The following is an 18,869-nucleotide window of genomic DNA, read 5'->3' on the forward strand; positions in this document are numbered from 1 at the left end:
TCCACGGCCGGGGCAGGATGGACGCCATGGAACATGCGCGGATCGCGGTGGCCGGGGCGTCCGGACTGATCGGCTCCGCCCTGGTGCGGTCGCTCACGGCGGACGGGCACACGGTGCTGCGGCTGGTGCGCCGGGAGCCCCGGTCGGCGGACGAGATCCGCTGGGACCCCGACCGCGGGACGGTGGACGCGGCGGGGCTCGCCGGGTGCGACGCGGTGGTGAACCTGGCGGGCGCCGGGGTGGGCGACCGGCGCTGGACGGACGCGTACAAGGAGCTGATCCGCACCAGCCGGGTGCGGGGCACGACCGCGCTCGCCGAGGCGGTCGCCGCTCTGCCCGAGGACGACCGGCCGAGGGTGTTCCTCAACGGCAGCGCGATCGGCTACTACGGCGAGACCGGCGACCGCGCGGTGGACGAGAGCGCGCCTCCGGGCGAGGGGTTCCTGCCGGGGGTCTGCGTGAAGTGGGAGGCCGCGGCGGCTCCGGCCCGGGAGGCGGGCGTGCGGACGGTGTTCGCGCGGACGGGGCTCGTGGTGGCGCCCGGGGGCGGGGCGTGGGGGCGGCTGTTCCCGCTGTTCCGGGCCGGTCTGGGCGGGCGGCTCGGGAACGGGCGGCAGTACTGGTCGTACATCGCGCTGCACGACGAGGTGGCGGCGCTGCGGCATCTCCTGGACACCGAGGGGCTGTCGGGACCGTTCAACCTGACGGCGCCCGAACCGCTGACGAACCGTGAGATCACCGCGGCGATGGCACACGTGCTGCGTCGTCCCGCCGTGTTCGCGGTGCCGGCGCCGGTGCTGCGGGCGGTGCTCGGGGAGATGGCGGGGGACGTGCTGGGCAGCGCGCGGGTGCTGCCGACGCGGCTGCTGGAGTCGGGCTTCCGGTTCGCCTTCCCCCGGATCGAGGGGGCGATCAGGGCGGCGCTGCAGGGGGCGGCGAACCACGAGTCGGGCGACCTCCTCTGATCCCTCTGCGACCGCGTCGTGCCCGCCGGGGGCGCGTATGCGACCGTCGTGCGCCCGTGCACTGTGCGTGCGCGCCTGACCCGGCACCGGAGTGCGGACCTAACCTCGAGCCGAACTCGGGTATCCCTGGGGCCTGTTGAGGGCATGACGTCTCCAGCGCCCGCGCAACCTCGAGGAGGGGCACGTGCCAGAGCCCACGTACCAGGCGGACGTCGTCGTCGTGGGAGCCGGGGTGGCCGGACTCTCCGCGGCACGTCGGCTGACCAGCGCAGGAGTCTCCACCGTGGTCCTGGAGGCCGCCCATGAGGTGGGGGGCCGCACGGCGACCGAGAAGGTCGACGGCTTCCGCCTCGACAGAGTCGGCCGGCTGCTGTCCACGGCCAGCGCCGAACTGCACGTCACCCCAGGGCTGGAGGACCTGGTGCTGCGGCCCTTCGCGCCCGGCGTCCTGCTGCACAGCGACGGACGGCATCATCGCGCCGGCGTGCAGCCGGGCACCCGGCGCGCACGTGGCGCACGGAGCGCGAGGGGCGCACTTCACGCGGTGCGCGCCCTGGCGGGCGCTCCCCTGCCGGGGCCGCGCAGGCCGGCGCGGTGCCCGGACGGCAGGTGTCCGTGCCCCGTCACCGGGCCGGCGCTCCGCTGGGCACGGCGCTGGACCAGGCGCGGCTGGGCGCCGCGCTGAACCGGCTGGCGGGCACGTCGGTGGAGCGGCTGCTGGCCCGGCCGGAGACGACCGCCGCCGAGGCGCTGCACGGCCGGGGGCTGCCCGCCCGCACGGTCGACGGCTTCCTGCGCCCGCTGCTCGCCGCCCTGTTGTGCGACCCGGAGCTCACCACGTCCAGCAGGCCGGCGGACCTCGCGCTGCGGGACTTCGCGAGCGGGCGGCTGTGTCTGCCGGAGGGCGGGGCGGAGGCGCTGCCGCAGCTGCTGGCGCGGTCGCTGCCGCCGGGCACGGTGCACACCGGTGTGCGGGTCACCTCGGTCTCGACGACCTCGGTGACCACCGCGGAGCACGGGGAGTTCCGGTGCGTGGCCGTGCTGGTCGCGACCGGCGCGCGGGACGCGGCCCAGCTGCTGCCGGGGCTGCGGGTGCCGGACTTCCACCCGGTGACGGTGGTGCACCACACCACCGACGAACCTCCGGGCACGGACGCCTCGCTGCTGCTGGACGCGGACCGGGGCGGGCCTGTGGCGCACACGGCGGTCGTCAGCGCGGTCGACCCGTCCCGCGCCCCGGCCGGCCGCACCCTGGTGACCTCCACGGTGCTCGGCCCGGCCACGGCGGACACCGACACGGCCGTGCGGACGCACCTTGCGAGGCTGTACGGGGTGCCGACGACGCGCTGGGAGACGCTGGCGGTACGGCACACCCCGGACGCGGTCCCGGCGATGCGCCCGCCGCACGATCTGCACCGTCCGGTGCGGCTCCTGGCCGGCCTGTACGTCTGCGGCGACCACCGCGACAGCGGGGCGGTGGCAGGCGCCCTCCGCTCCGCGGACCGCGCGGCGACGGCGCTGCTGACCGACCTGGGTGTGGCCCGCCCGATGCACACGGCGGACCCGCTCCCCGCGGCTCGAGCAGCCTGACCTCCCTCAGACCGGCACCCGCCGACGGTGAACACACCCTCGGCGGGTGCCTTCCAACGCCCCCGCCGGGTGCGGGCCGTCCGTGGCTTCTCGCGCGGTTCCCCGCGCCCCTTTCGGGGCGCCGCCGGCTGCGGGCAGTCGTGCCTCCCCCAGCGCCTCAAGGGCCTGGGAGGTACCCCCAGGGCGGCACCGGCGGGCGCAGGCGGCACCCCGCCAACGCCGGCTGCGGGACGTCCGTGGCTGGTCGCGGTTCCCCGCGGCCCCTGAGGGGCGCTACCGGCGCAACACCCCCCTCACGCGAACGTAGTCGCCACCTTGTCCCGGTACGTTCGCACAGGCCCCGCGTCCCGGTACGGCTCCAACCGCCGCTCGAAGTCCCGTACGTACTCCACCGCCCGCACCGACCGCATCTCCGCCGCCTGCGCGGCAGCCTCCGCCGCCAGCTGGCACGCCTGGTCCAGCTCCCCCAGCCCCAGCCGCGCCGTCGCGAGAACGACCCGGCAGAACAGCCGGCTCCGCGCATACCCCGGCGCCCGCAACTGCAGCGACCGCTCCGCGTGCTGAGCCGCCGCCCGGAACTGCTGGAGATCCCGGTGGCAGTGCCCGAACTCGTCGGCCAGCTGCGCCTCGTCGAAGAACCGTGCCCAGTGCGGCACCTCGTCCCCCGGCCGCGCCGCGTCCAGCGCTCGCTCCGCCCGCACCAGCGCGGCCGTGCAGGCCCGCACCTCCCCCAGCACTCCGTGCCCGCGCGCCTCGGCGGCGTGCAGCAGCGCCTGGACGGCGGGCGGCGCGGAGCTGCCCACGCCCTGCTGGGCGACCCGGGCGAGCTGCACGGCCTCCCGCCCGTGGCCGAGGTAGACGGCCTGGCGGCTCATCGTCACCAGCACGTACGCCCCGTACGCCCGGTCCCCCGCCGCCTGCGCCAGCCGCAGCGCCTGCACGAAGTACCGCTGGGCGAGCCCGTGCGCGGCGATGTCGTACGAGGTCCAGCCGGCCAGCCGGGTCAGGTCGGCCGCGGCGGCGAAGAGCCGGCGGCCCGTCTGCTCGCCGTAGGTGCCGCGCAGCATCGGCTCCAGCTCGTGCTCCAGGTAGCGCACGAGGGCCTGGCGGGCGTGCCCGCCGCCGTACGCGTCGTCGAGGGTGCGGAACAGCTCGCCGACGGAGCGCAGCGCGGCGATGTCACCGCCGGTGACGCGGTGGCCGGGCGCGCGGTCGGCCGCCCCGCGCCGGCGGGCGGCGAGCTCGGCGGGCGTCACGGGCCGCACCGGGGGCCGGCCCTGCGCGGGCACCCGCACCGGCTCGGCGCGGGCGACCTTCTCGTCGGGCCGGCCGATCAGCCAGTCCCGGCTGGGCACCACGAGCCCCGCCGAGGTGAACGCGATCTTCCGCAGCTCGGCGTGGCTGCCGGAGTCCTTGCGCCACAGCCCGCCGACGATGTCGACGGCCTCCTCGGGGGTGGCCGCGAACTCCAGGCCGGCGTAGACCGGCGCGCAGGCGTCCAGGCCGAGGTCCTGGGCGGTGAGCCGGCGGCCGAGGCGCCGGGTGAAGACCTCGGCGATCAGCGCCGGGGTCGTCCCGCGCGGCTGCTGTCCGCGCAGCCAGCGGGTGACGGAGGTCTTGTCGTATCTCAGGTCGAGCCCGTGTTCGAGACCGAGCTGGTCCACGCGACGGGCGAGTCCCGCGTTGGAGAACCCCGCTTCTGCGATGAGCGCGGCGAGCTGTCGGTTGGGGGTGCGCTGCGCGGGTCGTTCCGTCATCTGCGGTGCGGTCTCCTGCCTTCCGGCTGCTGTCTGTCCGGATTGCCTGTGAGCAGCCCTTATGGCCTCGTGGTCGGCGCGAATGTAGCGGAGAGTGAGCGCCCGATCGCAGAGATTAACGGGCATTCATCCGATCGTGTGAGGATTGGTCCGAAGCTGACGACTGAGGGCGGGCAGCCCTGGTGACTGCCGACAGCGGGCGGTCCGTCGAACGGTCGTACAGTGGCGTGGGCGTGTTTCGCGCCTGACGACCTTCGAGGGAGGCGTTTGCCGTGGGTGAGTTGCGGTTCGTCCGGATGGGCTTCGGCGACGAGGCGGTCGACTACCAGGTGGCCTGGGACGAGCAGCGCCGCGTGCACGCAGCGCGGTTCGCCGACGAGGTGCCCGACACCGTGATCCTGCTGGAGCACCCGCCCGTCTACACCGCCGGGCGGCGCACCGAGGAGAGCGAGCGGCCCCTCGACGGCACGCCCGTCATCGACGTGGACCGCGGCGGCAAGATCACCTGGCACGGACCGGGCCAGCTGGTCGGCTACCCGATCCAGAAGCTGCCCCGCCCGGTTGACGTGGTGGCCCACGTACGGCGCCTGGAGGAGGCCCTGATCCGCACCTGCGCGGAGTTCGGCCTGGAGACCACCCGGGTCGAGGGCCGCAGCGGGGTCTGGGTCCTCGGCGACCCGGTCGAGCAGCGCCCCTCCCTCGGCGGCCTCTCCCTGGACTTCGACCCCCGGCTGCACGACGAGGAGTTCGACCCCCGGCTCAACGGCCCGGAGTACGCGCCCTCCAACGCCGGCCAGCGCCGCGAGGACCGCAAGATCGCCGCGATCGGCATCCGGGTCGCCAAGGGCGTCACCATGCACGGCTTCGCGCTGAACGTGAACCCCGACAACAAGTGGTTCGACAAGATCATCCCGTGCGGCATCCGGGACGCGGGCGTCGCCTCCCTGGCGAACGAGCTGGGCCGCGACGTCACGATCGAGGAGGTGCTGCCCGTCGTGGAGCGCCACCTGAAGGACGTCCTGGAGAACGCCGACCTGAAGCCCCGCGTGGTCGAGAAGACCCCGGCGGCCGTCACCACGTCCGGCGTCTGAGGGCCGTCCGGGCTTTCACATCCACGGGCGTACGCTTGACGACGCCGAAGAATCAATCGCTAGGAGCCGGTCGTGTCCGCAGTCGCACCCGACGGACGCAAGATGCTGCGCCTGGAGGTCCGCAACAGCCAGACCCCCATCGAGCGCAAGCCCGAGTGGATCAAGACCCGGGCGAAAATGGGCCCCGAGTACTCGAAGATGCAGAACCTGGTCAAGAGCGAGGGTCTGCACACCGTCTGCCAGGAAGCCGGCTGCCCCAACATCTACGAGTGCTGGGAGGACCGCGAGGCGACCTTCCTCATCGGCGGCGACCAGTGCACCCGGCGCTGCGACTTCTGCCAGATCGACACCGGCAAGCCCGAGGCCCTGGACCGGGACGAGCCGCGCCGCGTCGGCGAGTCGGTCGTCACGATGGACCTGAACTACGCCACGATCACCGGCGTCGCCCGCGACGACCTGGAGGACGGCGGCGCCTGGCTCTACGCGGAGACCGTGCGCCAGATCCACGCGCAGACGGCCGACCGCGCCGAGGGGCGCACCAAGGTCGAGCTGCTGGCCCCCGACTTCAACGCCGTCCCCGAGCAGCTCGCGGAGGTCTTCTCCTCCCGCCCCGAGGTGTTCGCGCACAACGTGGAGACGGTCCCCCGCATCTTCAAGCGGATCCGCCCCGGCTTCCGCTACGAGCGCTCGCTGAAGGTCATCACCGAGGCCCGCGACTTCGGCCTGGTCACCAAGTCCAACCTGATCCTCGGCATGGGCGAGACCCGCGAGGAGGTCAGCGAGGCGCTGAAGCAGTTGCACGACGCGGGCTGCGAGCTGGTCACCATCACCCAGTACCTGCGCCCCTCCGTGCGTCACCACCCCGTGGAGCGCTGGGTGAAGCCGCAGGAGTTCGTGGAGCTGAAGGAGGAGGCCGAGCAGATCGGCTTCTCCGGGGTGATGTCCGGACCGCTGGTCCGCTCCTCGTACCGCGCCGGACGGCTCTACCAGATGGCGATCGAGAAGCGCGGCGCGTTCGTCGCCTCCCAGGCGGTCTGAGCGCAGACCACCGCGCACGGCGCGGGGCCTGCCCCGCTTCCCCGCCGCCATGCTGTGAATTCACGCACAAGGCCCTACCTGCGGGTAGTGGCCGAGAGAACGCGGTCCCGGCCGTCCTCCCAGTTGAGGGCACAGGCCGGGGCCGCGTCGGCGTCCCGGGCCCGACGCGAAGGCTTCATGCCTGTTTGACCGGTCGGTCACGCCCTGGTAACACCAGGCAGTGACCCTGGTATCACCGCACGCCACCATTGCCCGCCCGGCATCGAGGGAGACCGTCACCATGCAGGCCGCGCCCGTCCGCGCCACCGCCATCCCGTCCCTCACCACCGCTCTGCGCGCCGTCGAGTCCCTGCTGATGAGCAGTGGCCAGCGCACCGCACGCCGCAACGCCTGGACGTCCGTGCTGGAGGACCGCCGCCGCGCCAAGGACCGGGTCGAGGCCCAGCGCGTCCTCGACCAGAGCCTCGTCACCCGCCCCTGAGGCAGTGCCGGCCCCGGCCGCTGCGGACCGACCCCGGCACTGCCGTCGAACGCGGTCCGGGGGACACGTAGACTTCATGCCATGGCGAGGAAGGAAACCGCAGCGGACGCTGCGAACCCCGGGCGACTGAAGCAGATCGCCCTGACCTACAAGATGACCCGCAAGGCCGACAAGAAGATCGGTCTTGTACTCGCGGCTGTCGGAATCGTCACCTTCGGTGTCTTCCTCGCGATCGGTTTCTTGATCGGGCACCCCATCTATCTCGGCCTTCTGGGCTTCCTGCTCGCCTTCCTCGCGACGGCGATCGTGTTCGGCCGCCGTGCCGAACGGGCTGCCTTCGGACAGATGGAGGGGCAGCCGGGCGCGGCCGCGGCCGTGCTCGACAACATCGGCCGGGGCTGGACGACGACCCCGGCGGTCGCGATGAACCGCAACCAGGACGTGGTGCACCGCGCGGTCGGCAAGGCCGGCATCGTGCTGGTCGCCGAGGGCAACCCGAACCGGGTGAAGAGCCTGCTGGCCGCGGAGAAGAAGCGGATGAACCGCATCGTCGCGGACGTGCCCGTGCACGACCTGATCGTGGGCACCGGCGAGGGCCAGGTGGAGCTGAAGAAGCTCCGCACCACCATGCTGAAGCTGCCGCGGGTCCTCACCGGCCCGCAGGTCACCGCGACCAACGACCGGCTGCGCGCGCTGGGCGACCTGATGAGCAACATGCCGCTGCCCAAGGGGCCGATGCCGAAGGGCATGAAGCTGCCGAAGGGCGGCGGTCAGCGGGGCCGCTGAGCCTCGCGGGACACGACGCATGAGGAAGGGCGCCGGGAATCTGGGATTCCCGGCGCCCTTCCTCATGACGTGTGCGCGTCCGTCTCAGACGCGGACCTCGACCGTGCGGGCCAGCCGGTCGTGCAGGCCGCGGCCGTCGCGGTCCCAGACGAGCGCGGGGATCGCGAGGCACAGCAGCACCGAGCGGAGCAGACCGCGCAGCGGCTGCACCGTGCCGGTGTCGAGCGCGACCACGCGCAGCCCGAAGAGCCGCTTGCCGGGCGTGAAGCCGAGGGTGCCGACGGTGAGCACGCTCAGCACCAGGAACACCAGCAGCGCCCAGTTGCCGGTGCGGGCGTCGTAGCCGTCGGTGAACAGACCGTATGCGATCAGGAGGCACAGGCCCCAGTCCACGGCGAGGGCGCCGATCCTGCGGCCGGGGCGTGCGATCGAGCCCGGTCCCTGTTCCGGCAGTCCCAGCTGCTCACCCCGGTAACCGAAGTCGGCACCGGCCTCCTCCATGGCCGCGCGCGGGCCGGACAGCCATGATCCGATTGCTTGCCTGTTGTCCACCCGTCCACGGTACTGCGGCCGGATATGACCGGGAGACGGCGGGGTGTGCCGGAGCTACCGTGGAAGACGCGCTGGTTAACTTGTGCGAAACAAACGGGTCACGCCCGAGAAATGACCCGTCCCTAGGGTCGAGTGCAGCGTGTGCCCCCCGCACTGGCCGCACGAACGATCTACCACCCCGGCGGGACGGTCGGGAGTAGGAGGAGCTGGATGTTCCAGAACGCCGACGAGGCCAAGAAGTACATCGCGGACGAGGACGTCAAGTTCATCGACGTCCGCTTCTGCGACCTGCCGGGAGTGATGCAGCACTTCACGATCCCGGCGTCGGCCTTCGACCCGGCCGAGGAGCTGGCCTTCGACGGCTCCTCGATCCGCGGCTTCCAGGCCATCCACGAGTCCGACATGGCGCTGCTGCCCGACCTGTCCACCGCGCGGGTCGACCCGTTCCGCCGTGACAAGACGGTCAACATCAACTTCTTCATCCACGACCCGATCACGGGCGAGCAGTACTCCCGTGACCCGCGCAACGTGGCGAAGAAGGCCGAGGCGTACCTGGCCTCCACGGGCATCGCCGACACCGCGTTCTTCGGCCCCGAGGCCGAGTTCTACGTGTTCGACAGCGTGCGCTTCAAGACCTCGGAGAACGAGTCCTTCTACCACATCGACTCCGAGGCGGGCGCCTGGAACACCGGTGCGCTGGAGGACAACCGCGGTTACAAGGTCCGCTACAAGGGCGGTTATTTCCCGGTCCCGCCGGTCGACCACTTCGCCGACCTGCGCGCCGAGATCTCCCTGGAGCTCGAGCGGGCCGGCCTGCAGGTCGAGCGCCAGCACCACGAGGTGGGCACCGCCGGCCAGGCCGAGATCAACTACAAGTTCAACACGCTGCTCGCGGCCGCCGACGACCTGCAGCTCTTCAAGTACATCGTGAAGAACGTCGCCTGGCGCAACGGCAAGACGGCGACCTTCATGCCGAAGCCGATCTTCGGTGACAACGGCTCCGGCATGCACGTCCACCAGTCGCTGTGGGCCGGCGGCGAGCCGCTCTTCTACGACGAGCAGGGCTACGCCGGCCTGTCGGACACGGCCCGCTACTACATCGGCGGCATCCTCAAGCACGCGCCGTCGCTGCTGGCCTTCACCAACCCGACGGTGAACTCGTACCACCGTCTGGTGCCGGGCTTCGAGGCGCCGATCAACCTGGTGTACTCGCAGCGCAACCGCTCCGCGGCCATGCGTATCCCGATCACCGGCTCGAACCCGAAGGCCAAGCGCGTCGAGTTCCGCGCGCCCGACTCCTCCGGCAACCCGTACCTGGCCTTCTCGGCGCTGCTGCTGGCCGGCCTGGACGGCATCAAGAACAAGATCGAGCCGGCCGAGCCGATCGACAAGGACCTCTACGAGCTGGCTCCCGAGGAGCACGCGAACGTGGCCCAGGTCCCGACCTCCCTCGGCGCGGTGCTGGACCGCCTCGAGGCCGACCACGAGTTCCTCCTCCAGGGCGACGTCTTCACGCCGGACCTGATCGAGACGTGGATCGACTACAAGCGCCAGAACGAGATCGCCCCGCTCCAGCTGCGTCCGCACCCGCACGAGTTCGAGCTGTACTTCGACGTGTGACAGCGCCCCAGTCCGGAGCGGGCAACCGCTCCGGACTGGGCCGTCTGTGGGCCGTCGGCCTGCCCTCCACCGAGTCGGGGGCAGGCCGACGGCCCACTTGTGCTGCGGGATGCTCAGATGCTCCTTGCAAGCGTCCCACCTGCTGGTGGGCTACGGCTGGGACCGTCACATCTCAAGTTCGTGCCGGTCCACGCACACCAGGTTCTGGCCGCGGAGTTCCCACTTGATGCACGCACTGGCCCGGATGACCTGGGGCCCGGTCTCCCGGTCGTGGAACTCGGTGATGATCCGTCCGTCCTCGATCCTCGACACGGCGTGCCGCTGGGCATAGTCGATGCCCAGTTGCTTCTCAAGGGCGAGGCTCGCCAGGGCGTACTTCTCGGCGGCCTCGGGATGTTTCCTGAACACCTCGGTGATGTCGCGGAAGAACGCGGTGTCCGTCGAAGTGCCGTACTCGGTGGCAGTCACGGCCATCTCCTACATGGCTGTCGGTGACATCCCCTGTCTCCAGGCTGCTACCGGCCACACCTGTACGCCAGTCGGGGAGGCGAACCACTGCCGACGCCGCCGCCTCGGACGTGTGGTCGTCGGGACGATCCCCACAGCGGGCAAGACAATGATGGCCGTACACCGCCCCCGTCCCTGGTTCGTCCAGGGGCGGAGGCGGGTGTGTTGGCCGGAACGCTTCCTTCCGAGTGCGGGGGGAGGGATCCTGGGAGTGACACGGTTGTTCGAGAGAAGGTCACGGGGATGTCCGAGCGGGACGACGAGGGGCGCGAGTTCGATCTGAAGTGGGCGGAGGGGGCGGCGCACAAGGAGCCCTCGGCCCGTGCGCGGATGCTCGCCGCCCGCTGGAAGGAGAACCCTCCCGGACCGGTGCCGTTCCGTGCCGAGCCCGAGCACCGGGGGTCGGCGGGTCATCACCGCCCGTGGGTGTCGACGGTCCTGGTGCTCGGCTGTGTCGTCGCGGTAATCCTTCTGCTCGGGTACGCCGACTTCGGCCCCTACTGACCCGGGTCAGTCGCCCCGGGCGACGGCGACCGTCGGCGGGGTGCGGGAGGCGCGCAGGGCGGGGACCGTGCCCGCCGCCGCGGTTACCAGGACGAGGGCGGCGACGACCGCCGCGAGCTGCCCCGCCGGCACCGTGAACGGGGCACTCACCTCGGCGGCCCGCACCGTCAGGTACGAGTACGGCAGCCCCAGTGCCAGACCGAGGATCCCGCCGAGCACGCCGTAGAGGGCGCACTCCAGGGTGACCATGCGGTGCACGGCCGCCCCGCCGAGGCCCAGGGCGCGCAGCAGTCCGAACTCGCGCCGGCGCTCGACCACGGTGAGGCTCGCCGTCGTGGCGACGCCCGCGACCGCGACCAGGACGGTCAGGCAGAGGAGCAGCACCACGGTGGTGGCCATGGTGCGCAGGTCGTCGTCCGCCCCGGTGCGGGTGGCCGCGTCCTCGGCGACGACCCGGCCGTCCCCGCGTTCCGGTCCGGTGAGGATCTGGGTGACGGCCCGGTGGGCGCGGGCGCGGCCCTCGGCGCCGTCCGTCGCGGCGTCGGCGGTGATCAGGGTGGGCGCGGGGCCCGCCCCCAGGCGTGTGAGGTCGGCCGGGGTCACGAAGAAGTTCACGCCGTGGGGTCCGGCGCCGGGCAGCGTGGCCGCCACGGTGAGCCGTACGGGACGGTCCCCGGACGTCAGCGTCACGCGGTCGCCCGCCTCCACGCCCAGGCGGTGCGCGTGCTCGGCGTCCACGACGACCCGCGCGGGGCCGAGTTCGCCGAGGGCGCCGGTGCGGGCGGTCAGGCCGGTCCCGGAGCGGACGGTGGTGAGGTCCAGGTCGGACACCGTCGCGCTGCGGCCGTCCTCGGTCACCTCCGCCGTACGGAACGCGGTCACGTCGGCCAGTTCGGGGCGGGCGGCCAGGTCGGCGGCGATCGTACGGTCCAGCGTGCCGCCCTCCCCCGCGTACAGGCGGAAGTCCGCGGGCGCCTCCAGCGTCCGCTTGTACCGCTCGTACGAGTCCAGGCTCGCGAGGCAGGTCAGGGTCGAGCCGACCAGGCAGACACCGAGCGCCACCACGACCGAGACGGAAGCGGCCCGGCCCGGCGCTCCCCCGACACCCGCGACGGCCAGCCGCCCGGCCGCGCCCGTACGGCGCAGCGGCACCGCGAGGGCGGACAGCACCGGCCGCACCAGCAGGGGGCCGAGGGCGATCAGGGCGAGGAAGGCGAGTCCGCCGGAGACCACCACGAGGGTCAGCACCGCGAACCGGTCGTACGCCGTGTCACCCGGCTCGGGCAGTCCCGCGTACTGCTGCCGGGCGAGGAGCACGGCGCCCGCCGCGCACAGCACGCCCAGCACGGTCCGCCCGGTGCCGCTGACCGTGCTCTTCTCCGACGTGGCGGTGCGCAGGGCCTGCAGCGGGGAGACGCGGGAGGCGGTGAGGGACGGGGCGAGGACCGCCAGGACGGCGAGGAGTCCGGTGCCGAGCACGGTGAGGGCGGCCTGCGGCAGCGGGAACCCGGCGGGGGCGGACAGGCCGTGCCCGAGCCGTCCGGCGACGGGCGGGACGAGCCGGGCGCAACTCCAGGCCGCCAGTACACCGGCCGCGCCGGCCAGCAGACCGACCACCGCGCCCTCGGCGACGAGGGCCGCCGCGAGCCGCCTGGACGTGGCGCCGACGGCGCGCAGCAGCGCCAACTGCCGTACGCGGCGGGCGAAGACGATGCGGAAGGTGGAGGTGGCGACGAGCACGGCCGCGCCGACCGCGACGGCGAGGAAGACGCCGGCCAGTTCCAGGGTGTCGCTCGCGTCGGCGACGGCCGCGCGGGCCTCCTCGTCGCGCACCTCGTCCCCGGACCGTACGACCGCGCCGGGCACCGCCCGCCGGATCCGCTCCGCCGCCCCGGTGGCCGCGGCGGGGGTCTCCGTGCGGACGTCGACGCGGGAGTAGCCGGGCAGTCCGAGCAGCCGCAGCAGGCCGGGACCGGGCGCGTACCCGGTGGGTTCCCCGGTGCCGGTGGCGGCGGGGCGGACGACGCCGGTGATCTCGACCGGGACGCGCCGGGTGCTCTCGCCGTCCGGCGTGGGGAGCAGCAGGGTGAGCGACGAGCCGGGGCCGAGTCCGTACGCCTCGGCGGCGCGGGTGTCGACAGCCAGCTGGCGCGGGCCGGAGGGGTACGCGCCCTCGACCGTCCGTACCCGGGCGAGAGGGCCGGTGCCGGGGTCCGCGGCGAGGGCGAGGTAGCGGTCGGCGGCGCTCCCGCCGACCGGGGCGCCGCCGTCGACCCGGCCGACGGCCTCGGCGACCCCGGGCGCCGACCGGATCGCGTCCGGACCGGCCCCGCCGATGTCCGCCGCGTCCTTCCCCGTGACGACCAGCGTCACCGCGTCGGGGGTGCCGCGGAACCGGTCGACGACGGTCGCGGCGACGATCTGCTGGGCCATGACGGCCCCGAACACCACGAACGCGGCGATCAGCAGCGACACCCCGGTGGCCGCGAACCGGCCCGGCCTACGCAGGAGTTCGGCCACCTGGGAGCCCAGGACGGTCGCACGCCAGGGGCCCCTCATCGCCGCCTCCGGAGGGTGTCGTCGGGGGTGGTGTGCTCGTCGCCCACCACGCGTCCGTCGGCGAGGGTCAGCACGCGGTCCGCGTACCGGGTGGCGGCCGGGTCGTGGGTGACCGTCACGACGGTCTGGCCGAGTTCGTCGACGGCCCGGCGCAGCATGGTGAGCACCTCGGCGCCCGCCTTGGAGTCGAGGTTGCCGGTGGGTTCGTCGGCGAACACCACGGCGGGGCGGGCGACCAGCGCGCGGGCGACGGCGACCCGCTGCTGCTGACCGCCGGACAGTTCGGCGGGACGGTGGGACAGCCGGTGGGCGATGCCGAGGACCTCGCACAGATGGTCCACCCGCTCGCGGTCGGGGCGGCGGCCGGACATGGTGACGGGCAGCACGATGTTCTCGTAGGCGGTCAGCTGCGGCAGCAGGTTGAACGACTGGAAGACGAACCCGATGCGCTTGCGGCGCACCCGGGTCAGCTGCCGGTCGGTCAGCCCGGTGAGCTCCGTGCCGTCGAGGACGACGCTGCCGGAGGTGACGGTGTCGAGTCCGGCGACGCAGTGCATCAGGGTCGACTTGCCGGACCCGGAGGGCCCGACGACGGCGGTGAACCGGGCGCGGCGGACGGCGACGGACACCCCGTCGAGGGCGCGGACCTCGTCGGTGCCCTGGCGGTAGGTCTTCACCAGGGCGGTGGTGGTGACGACGTCGTCGGGTGCGGAGCCGCGCGCGGCGGTGTGGGCGGTCATGGCGGCGTGTTCCCCCGTGCCGGTCAGGAGCCGAGCGGGGGCAGGGCGAGGGTGACGCCGGAGTCCACGCAGTGGCCCTGCGCGTCCTCCTGGAGGTTCTTCACGTCCTTCGCGGACGGCGCCCCGCCGGGGTTCTTCGCGGTCTCCAGCGCCCAGCCCTCGTAGCGGGAGATCTTCGCCCCGAGGTAGCCGTCCTCCATCGTGGCGCGGCGCTCGTCGCCGGTCTCCTTCCACCACTGCTCCGCCTCCGGCGCCGGCCCGGCGGCGATCCGCGCGCCCTCGGTGACGATGCGCTGCGCCAGCCGGCAGTCCTCGGCGGACGCCTGGCTGAGCTCCTGGCGGTCCTGCCACCAGTACGCGCCCCCGGCGGCCAGGGCGGCGACGGCCGCTCCGGCGACGGCGCCGAGGATCAGCCGGTTGCGTGTGCGGTTCGGCTTCGTCGTGGGCGTGCTCGTGATGGTGGCCATAGGGTCCCTCCCAGGTCTTCTCGGCCGCGTTCTGCGGCACTGAGAAGTCTGGGATTCCGGGGCCTTCGGCGGATCGGCCACGGATCCGAGATCGAGGGGGCTCATCCGGTACGCCGGGCGGGGCGGGCTCTGCGCCTGAGGGGGCAGAGGCCCGAGGGCGGGTCTGCCCCGTCAGGGGGAGGAGGGGCGCACCAGCCCTGACTCGTAGGCGAAGACGACGGCCTGGGCGCGGTCCCGCAGATGCAGCTTGGCCATGAGGTTGCCCAGGTGCGTCTTCACCGTGGCCTCCGCGACGTAGAGTTCGGCGGCGATCTCGGCGTTGGACAGGCCGCGGGCGACCAGGCCGAGCACGTCCCGTTCGCGGCCGGTGAGCAGATCGAGGCGCTCCGACTGGCCGTTGGCCGGGGCGAGCCGGTCCGAGACGCGGTCGAGGAGCAGCCGGGTGATGCGCGGGGCGACCACGGACTCGCCGGCGGCCAGGACGCGGATGGCGTGGACGACCTGGTCGGCGGGGGCGTTCTTCAGCAGGAAGCCGCCGGCCCCGGCGCGCAGGGCGGCGAAGGCGTCCTCGTCGTCGTCGAAGGTGGTGAGGACCAGCACGCCGGGCGGGTTCTCGCGGCGCATCAGCCGCTCGGTGGCCTGGATGCCGTCCATGACCGGCATGCGGACGTCCATGATGACGACGTCCGCGTCCACCGTGTCGAGCAGGTCGAGGGCCTGCTGTCCGTTCTCCGCCTCGCCGACGACCTCGATGTCGTCCTGTCCGGCCAGCACCATGGAGAAGCCCGCCCGGATGAGCGGCTGGTCGTCCACCACGGCCACCCGGATCGGCCTGTCGTTCCCCGTCATCGCTCCGTCCCCACCGGACCCTTCACCGCGTTCTTCGTCCGTACGGGCATCGACGCCCGTACGTGCCAGCCGCTGTCGAGCCGGGGGCCGGCCTCGAAGGCGCCCCCGACGAGTTCCACCCGCTCGCGCATGCCCACCAGGCCGTTGCCCCCGGACTCCCCGACGGGGGCGCGGCCCGCGAGGGCGCCGGCGCCGTCGTCGGTCACGTCGATCAGCAGGGTGCCGTCCTCCTCGCGGACGCGGATGCCGACGCGCGCCCCGGAACCGGCGTGCCGGAGGGTGTTGGTGAGGCACTCCTGGACGATACGGAACGCCGTCATCTCCTCCGCCGGCGACAGCCGTCCCTCGCCCACGTCGACGGAGAGGTCCACGGTGAGCCCGGCGGTCCGCGCGCGGTCCGCGACGACGTCGATCTCGTCGAGGGTGACCAGCCGCCGCTCCTCCCCCGCGCCCGGGGTCTCGGGCCGGCCCTCGCGCAGCACGCGCACGATGCGGTGCATGTCGTCGATGGCGTCCCGTCCGGTCGCGGCGATGGTCTTCAGCGCGGACTCCGCCAGGTCGGGCGACGTGCGCAGCACGGCCCCGGCGCCGTCGGCCTGGAGGATCATCACGGCCAGGCTGTGCGCCACCACGTCGTGCAACTCGCGTGCGATCTCGGCGCGTTCGCGGGCTGCGGCGAGCCGGGCGCGCTGCTCCTGCTCCCGCTCGGCGTGCCGGGCGCGGGCGGCCTGGCTCTCGGCGTAGAGGCGGCGGGTGTGCAGGCCGAAGGCGGTGAGCCAGACCGTCAGCGCCAGACCCCAGAAGATCAGCAGGGACTGGCCGTCGCCGAATCCGTCGAGCCCGAGGAACGGCACGCCGAGCGAGGCCACCGCGGTCGCCAGCAGCACCGCGCCGCCCGCCGCGTACGGCATCCGTGGGGTCCGGGAGTGGTGGACGACCGACATCATGGCGAACAGCACGGCCATGTCGTACGCGGCCGGCGCGTACGCCGGCGGAGGGCTGAGGTTCGGGTCGTGCAGCAGGAACTGCACCAGGGCCAGCGCCATGACGACCGCCATCACCGTGCCGGGACGCGTCCTGCGGGCCAGCAGCGCCAGGGCCATCAGGGCGCCCAGCAGCAGGTCGTAGTCGCCGGCGTAGCCGTACGCCGCGAACAGGACCGCCAGGGCGAGCGCGACGTCGACCGCGCGGCCGAGGACGCGTGCGTACCGGCCGGACGGGGTGATCCACGGAACCGGGACCGTGCTCTCCTCGGTCAACCGTCCTGCCTCTCTGCTCCACCGGGCACGGCGGGCAAGTGCCGTGCGGGCGGCACGACTTCACCGTGGCGCCACTCCGCCGCCCATACTGCCTCAGCCCGCGCCCGGGCCGGACACGACGGTGCCGGGCGCCCCCGCCTCAAGGGGTGCCCGGCACCGGGATGTGCACTCAGCGGCTGTAACGCATCAGCGCCCGCACCATGTGGCACGTGGTGTCCGACGGCGGGTGCACGCCGATCAGCTCGGCGGCGCCGCGGATCGTGTCGTTGCGCGCCTGGCCCGGGTGGTACACGCCCGAGTCGAGCAGGGCGATGGCGAGGCGCATCGCCTTCAGGCGGCGGTTGTGGGTGATGTACCACTCGCGCGGGCGGCCCGGCGGCAGCGGACTCTTCTCCACCGGGGCGCAGGGCAGTTCGAGCAGGACGGGTCGCTTCGCGGTGGACTGGACGGGCAGGGGCTTCGGCTTGAGTGCGGCAGCGGGCACGGGCATCCTCCTGTCGCGGTCGGGGCCGTCGTCCGGGGTCCACGGCGACCTCGGCGATTCCCTCGAACACTGCTTCCATTCTACGGGCCGCCACTGACAATCGGCAGACCTGCTTCGGCCATCAAATGCGCAGGTGAGCTTGGGTTCTGAGGGGGAGGTACGGGTGGTGCGGGAGGGACACGCGGACGGCCCCGCAATTCGAACAAGCAGGGGTGCGGCGTACCGTGTGCCCCATGGAGATCTGGATCAACCCCGCCTGTTCCAAGTGCCGCAGGGCGATCAGCGTGCTGGACGCCGAAGGGGCGGACTACACCGTCCGCCGCTACCTGGAGGACGTGCCGACCGAGGACGAGATCCGCCAGGTGCTGGAGCGGCTCGGTCTGGAGCCGTGGGACATCACCCGGACGCAGGAGGCGGCGGCCAAGGAGCTGGGGCTCAAGGAGTGGCCGCGGGACGCCGGGGCGCGGGACCGCTGGATCGCGGCGCTGGCCGCGCACCCGAAGCTGATCCAGCGGCCCATCATCACGGCGGACGACGGCTCGGCGGTGGTGGCCCGTACGGAGGACGCGGTACGGGACGCACTGTCCCGCTGACGCCCTCCGTTTCGCCGGCACCCGCTGTCCCGCCGAGACCCCTGCTCAACACCCCTGTGACGCAGGCCACTTGCGCGACTTGGCCGGCCGTTGAGCGAGGGCGTTCGGTATCTCGTACATAGCGGCGTACGCTCCCCCGATCCATTGGAGGCGCGCATGTCGCGCAGGAGAAGTCTCGGCCCGAAGAAGAAGCTCGCTCTGCTGCTGAGCGCGGCCACGGTCGCGGGCGGCGGCGCCTTCGTCATGGCGACCACGTCCAACGCCAGCCCGCCGGCCGCCACCACCAAGTCGGCGGCGAACTCGACGGTCTGCCAGGGGCTGGCCACCGCGCTCGGCAACAACGAGCGGTTCATCGCGGGCCAGCGGGCCAACCCGGACGCCCAGTCCGAGGCGCGGATCGCCAACCGCGAGGCCGTCATCGCGCAGATCAAGGTGCAGCAGGAGGCGTCCGGGTGCACGGTGGGGGAGTCGGCTCAGGGCTCCCAGCCGGCGCAGCCGGAACAGCCCGCCCCGTCGCAGCCCGCCGCGGGCGGCCAGGAAGGACAAGCCGGGCAGGACGAGCAGGCGGGCCAGGGCGGGCAGGCGGGCGGCGGCGCCGCGGCCGGTGAGCAGGTGTGCAACGGCTCGACCGTCACCCTGTCCGGCGAGGCCGGCGCCCCGGCCGCGTCCAGCAACCAGTTCCCGGCCGGCACCAAGCTGAAGGTCACCAACCTGGACAACAACAAGTCCACGACGGTGGAGGTCACCTCGGTGTCCGGCAGCTGTGTGCTGCTGAACAACGCCGCCTTCGAGCAGGTCCGCGAGCCGGGCAAGTTCCTGATCCGCCGGGCCGTGATCGAGAAGGTGGGGTGACGTCCGGACGCGCGTGAGGTGCCGGGGGCCCGCCGCTCAGGAAGGGAGCGGCGGGCCTTCACACGCCTTCACACGCCGTCACACCTTCACGTCCCATCGCATACACCCGGCCCCCCTCCCCCGCGCCCTCACGGAGTGGCGCCGGGCACACGGGCGTCCGGTAACACGGGGTTCA

Annotated in this window: 18 protein-coding genes and 1 pseudogene; 10 read left to right on the forward strand and 9 right to left on the reverse strand. The window is 73.1% G+C overall.

From position 1 onward, the window contains the following. Positions 1 to 26: 26 nt before the first annotated feature. Both AY578_RS08985 and AY578_RS08990 read left to right on the forward strand, forming a co-directional pair. Positions 27 to 965: a TIGR01777 family oxidoreductase gene (locus AY578_RS08985; protein ID WP_028959822.1), complete on the forward strand. Its 939-nt coding sequence runs from the start codon at positions 27 to 29 to the stop codon at positions 963 to 965. Between the two features lie 184 nt (positions 966 to 1,149). After that, a pseudogene (locus AY578_RS08990) lies at positions 1,150 to 2,555 on the forward strand (NAD(P)/FAD-dependent oxidoreductase). 293 nt (positions 2,556 to 2,848) lie between these two features. On the opposite strand, the gene AY578_RS08995 reads toward AY578_RS08990, so the two are convergent. Next, a complete protein-coding gene (locus AY578_RS08995) occupies positions 2,849 to 4,312 on the reverse strand; it encodes an NsdA family TPR-like regulatory protein (RefSeq protein WP_028959820.1) in 1,464 nt (487 codons plus the stop codon). Positions 4,313 to 4,584: 272 nt separating this feature from the next. Here AY578_RS08995 and lipB point away from each other — a divergent pair, with 272 nt between their 5' ends. The 4 genes from lipB to AY578_RS09015 all read left to right on the forward strand — a co-directional run bounded on the left by lipB (position 4,585) and on the right by AY578_RS09015 (position 7,708). Further along, the gene (lipB, locus tag AY578_RS09000; protein ID WP_019522050.1) at positions 4,585 to 5,403 is read left to right on the forward strand and encodes a lipoyl(octanoyl) transferase LipB; all 819 of its coding nucleotides are present in this window, start codon (positions 4,585 to 4,587) and stop codon (positions 5,401 to 5,403) included. 72 nt (positions 5,404 to 5,475) lie between these two features. Then, positions 5,476 to 6,441, forward strand: coding sequence for a lipoyl synthase (gene lipA, locus AY578_RS09005; protein ID WP_019522051.1), 966 nt, complete (start codon positions 5,476 to 5,478; stop codon positions 6,439 to 6,441). A 280-nt stretch (positions 6,442 to 6,721) separates the two neighbouring features. After that, entirely contained in the window at positions 6,722 to 6,922 is a 201-nt protein-coding gene (locus AY578_RS09010) for an SCO2195 family GlnR-regulated protein (protein ID WP_019522052.1), read from the forward strand. 81 nt (positions 6,923 to 7,003) lie between these two features. Further along, positions 7,004 to 7,708, forward strand: coding sequence for a DUF4191 domain-containing protein (locus tag AY578_RS09015; protein ID WP_019522053.1), 705 nt, complete (start codon positions 7,004 to 7,006; stop codon positions 7,706 to 7,708). A gap of 84 nt (positions 7,709 to 7,792) precedes the next feature. Here the strand turns inward: AY578_RS09015 and AY578_RS09020 are convergent, their stop codons facing one another. Next, positions 7,793 to 8,260: an RDD family protein gene (locus tag AY578_RS09020; RefSeq protein WP_026243396.1), complete on the reverse strand. Its 468-nt coding sequence runs from the start codon at positions 8,258 to 8,260 to the stop codon at positions 7,793 to 7,795. A 210-nt stretch (positions 8,261 to 8,470) separates the two neighbouring features. On the opposite strand from AY578_RS09020, the gene glnA reads away from it, so the two are divergent. After that, positions 8,471 to 9,880 carry a type I glutamate--ammonia ligase gene (gene glnA / locus AY578_RS09025; protein ID WP_019522055.1) on the forward strand — a complete coding sequence of 470 codons (1,410 nt, stop codon included), beginning with the start codon at positions 8,471 to 8,473 and terminating at the stop codon, positions 9,878 to 9,880. A gap of 165 nt (positions 9,881 to 10,045) precedes the next feature. On the opposite strand, the gene AY578_RS09030 is transcribed toward glnA, so the two are convergent. Further along, on the reverse strand, positions 10,046 to 10,354 hold the full coding sequence (locus AY578_RS09030) for a hypothetical protein (protein ID WP_019522056.1): 309 nt from the start codon (positions 10,352 to 10,354) through the stop codon (positions 10,046 to 10,048). Positions 10,355 to 10,630: 276 nt separating this feature from the next. On the opposite strand from AY578_RS09030, the gene AY578_RS09035 reads away from it, so the two are divergent. Next, a complete protein-coding gene (locus AY578_RS09035) occupies positions 10,631 to 10,891 on the forward strand; it encodes an SCO2583/SCO2584 N-terminal domain-containing protein (RefSeq protein ID WP_028959817.1) in 261 nt (86 codons plus the stop codon). A gap of 6 nt (positions 10,892 to 10,897) precedes the next feature. Here AY578_RS09035 and AY578_RS09040 read toward each other — a convergent pair whose 3' ends face one another. The 6 genes from AY578_RS09040 to AY578_RS09065 all read right to left on the reverse strand — a co-directional run bounded on the left by AY578_RS09040 (position 10,898) and on the right by AY578_RS09065 (position 17,249). Further along, positions 10,898 to 13,450, reverse strand: coding sequence for an FtsX-like permease family protein (locus AY578_RS09040; RefSeq protein WP_136237801.1), 2,553 nt, complete (start codon positions 13,448 to 13,450; stop codon positions 10,898 to 10,900). Then, positions 13,447 to 14,127 (reverse strand): ABC transporter ATP-binding protein, encoded by a 681-nt coding sequence (locus AY578_RS09045; RefSeq protein ID WP_370879016.1) that lies wholly within the window; start codon positions 14,125 to 14,127, stop codon positions 13,447 to 13,449. Before AY578_RS09045 ends, AY578_RS09040 begins: the two co-directional genes overlap by 4 nt. An 86-nt stretch (positions 14,128 to 14,213) precedes the next feature. Continuing rightward, the gene (locus tag AY578_RS09050) at positions 14,214 to 14,657 is read right to left on the reverse strand and encodes a hypothetical protein (RefSeq protein ID WP_136237803.1); all 444 of its coding nucleotides are present in this window, start codon (positions 14,655 to 14,657) and stop codon (positions 14,214 to 14,216) included. Between the two features lie 171 nt (positions 14,658 to 14,828). Beyond that, a complete protein-coding gene (locus tag AY578_RS09055) occupies positions 14,829 to 15,506 on the reverse strand; it encodes a response regulator (RefSeq protein ID WP_019522061.1) in 678 nt (225 codons plus the stop codon). Then, positions 15,503 to 16,765: a sensor histidine kinase gene (locus AY578_RS09060; protein ID WP_136237804.1), complete on the reverse strand. Its 1,263-nt coding sequence runs from the start codon at positions 16,763 to 16,765 to the stop codon at positions 15,503 to 15,505. The genes AY578_RS09055 and AY578_RS09060 overlap by 4 nt, the downstream gene beginning before the upstream one ends. Positions 16,766 to 16,934: 169 nt before the next feature. Then, positions 16,935 to 17,249, reverse strand: coding sequence for a hypothetical protein (locus AY578_RS09065; protein ID WP_136237805.1), 315 nt, complete (start codon positions 17,247 to 17,249; stop codon positions 16,935 to 16,937). A gap of 233 nt (positions 17,250 to 17,482) precedes the next feature. Here AY578_RS09065 and AY578_RS09070 point away from each other — a divergent pair, with 233 nt between their 5' ends. Next, positions 17,483 to 17,842, forward strand: a complete 360-nt coding sequence (locus tag AY578_RS09070; protein ID WP_136237806.1) for an arsenate reductase family protein — start codon at positions 17,483 to 17,485, stop codon at positions 17,840 to 17,842. A 156-nt stretch (positions 17,843 to 17,998) separates the two neighbouring features. Next, positions 17,999 to 18,694, forward strand: coding sequence for an SCO2207 family protein (locus AY578_RS09075; RefSeq protein ID WP_028959812.1), 696 nt, complete (start codon positions 17,999 to 18,001; stop codon positions 18,692 to 18,694). Positions 18,695 to 18,869 lie beyond the last annotated feature (175 nt).

This window comes from Streptomyces thermocarboxydus (assembly GCF_024760485.1).
In the GTDB taxonomy this organism is placed as follows: Bacteria; Actinomycetota; Actinomycetes; order Streptomycetales; family Streptomycetaceae; genus Streptomyces; species Streptomyces cellulosae.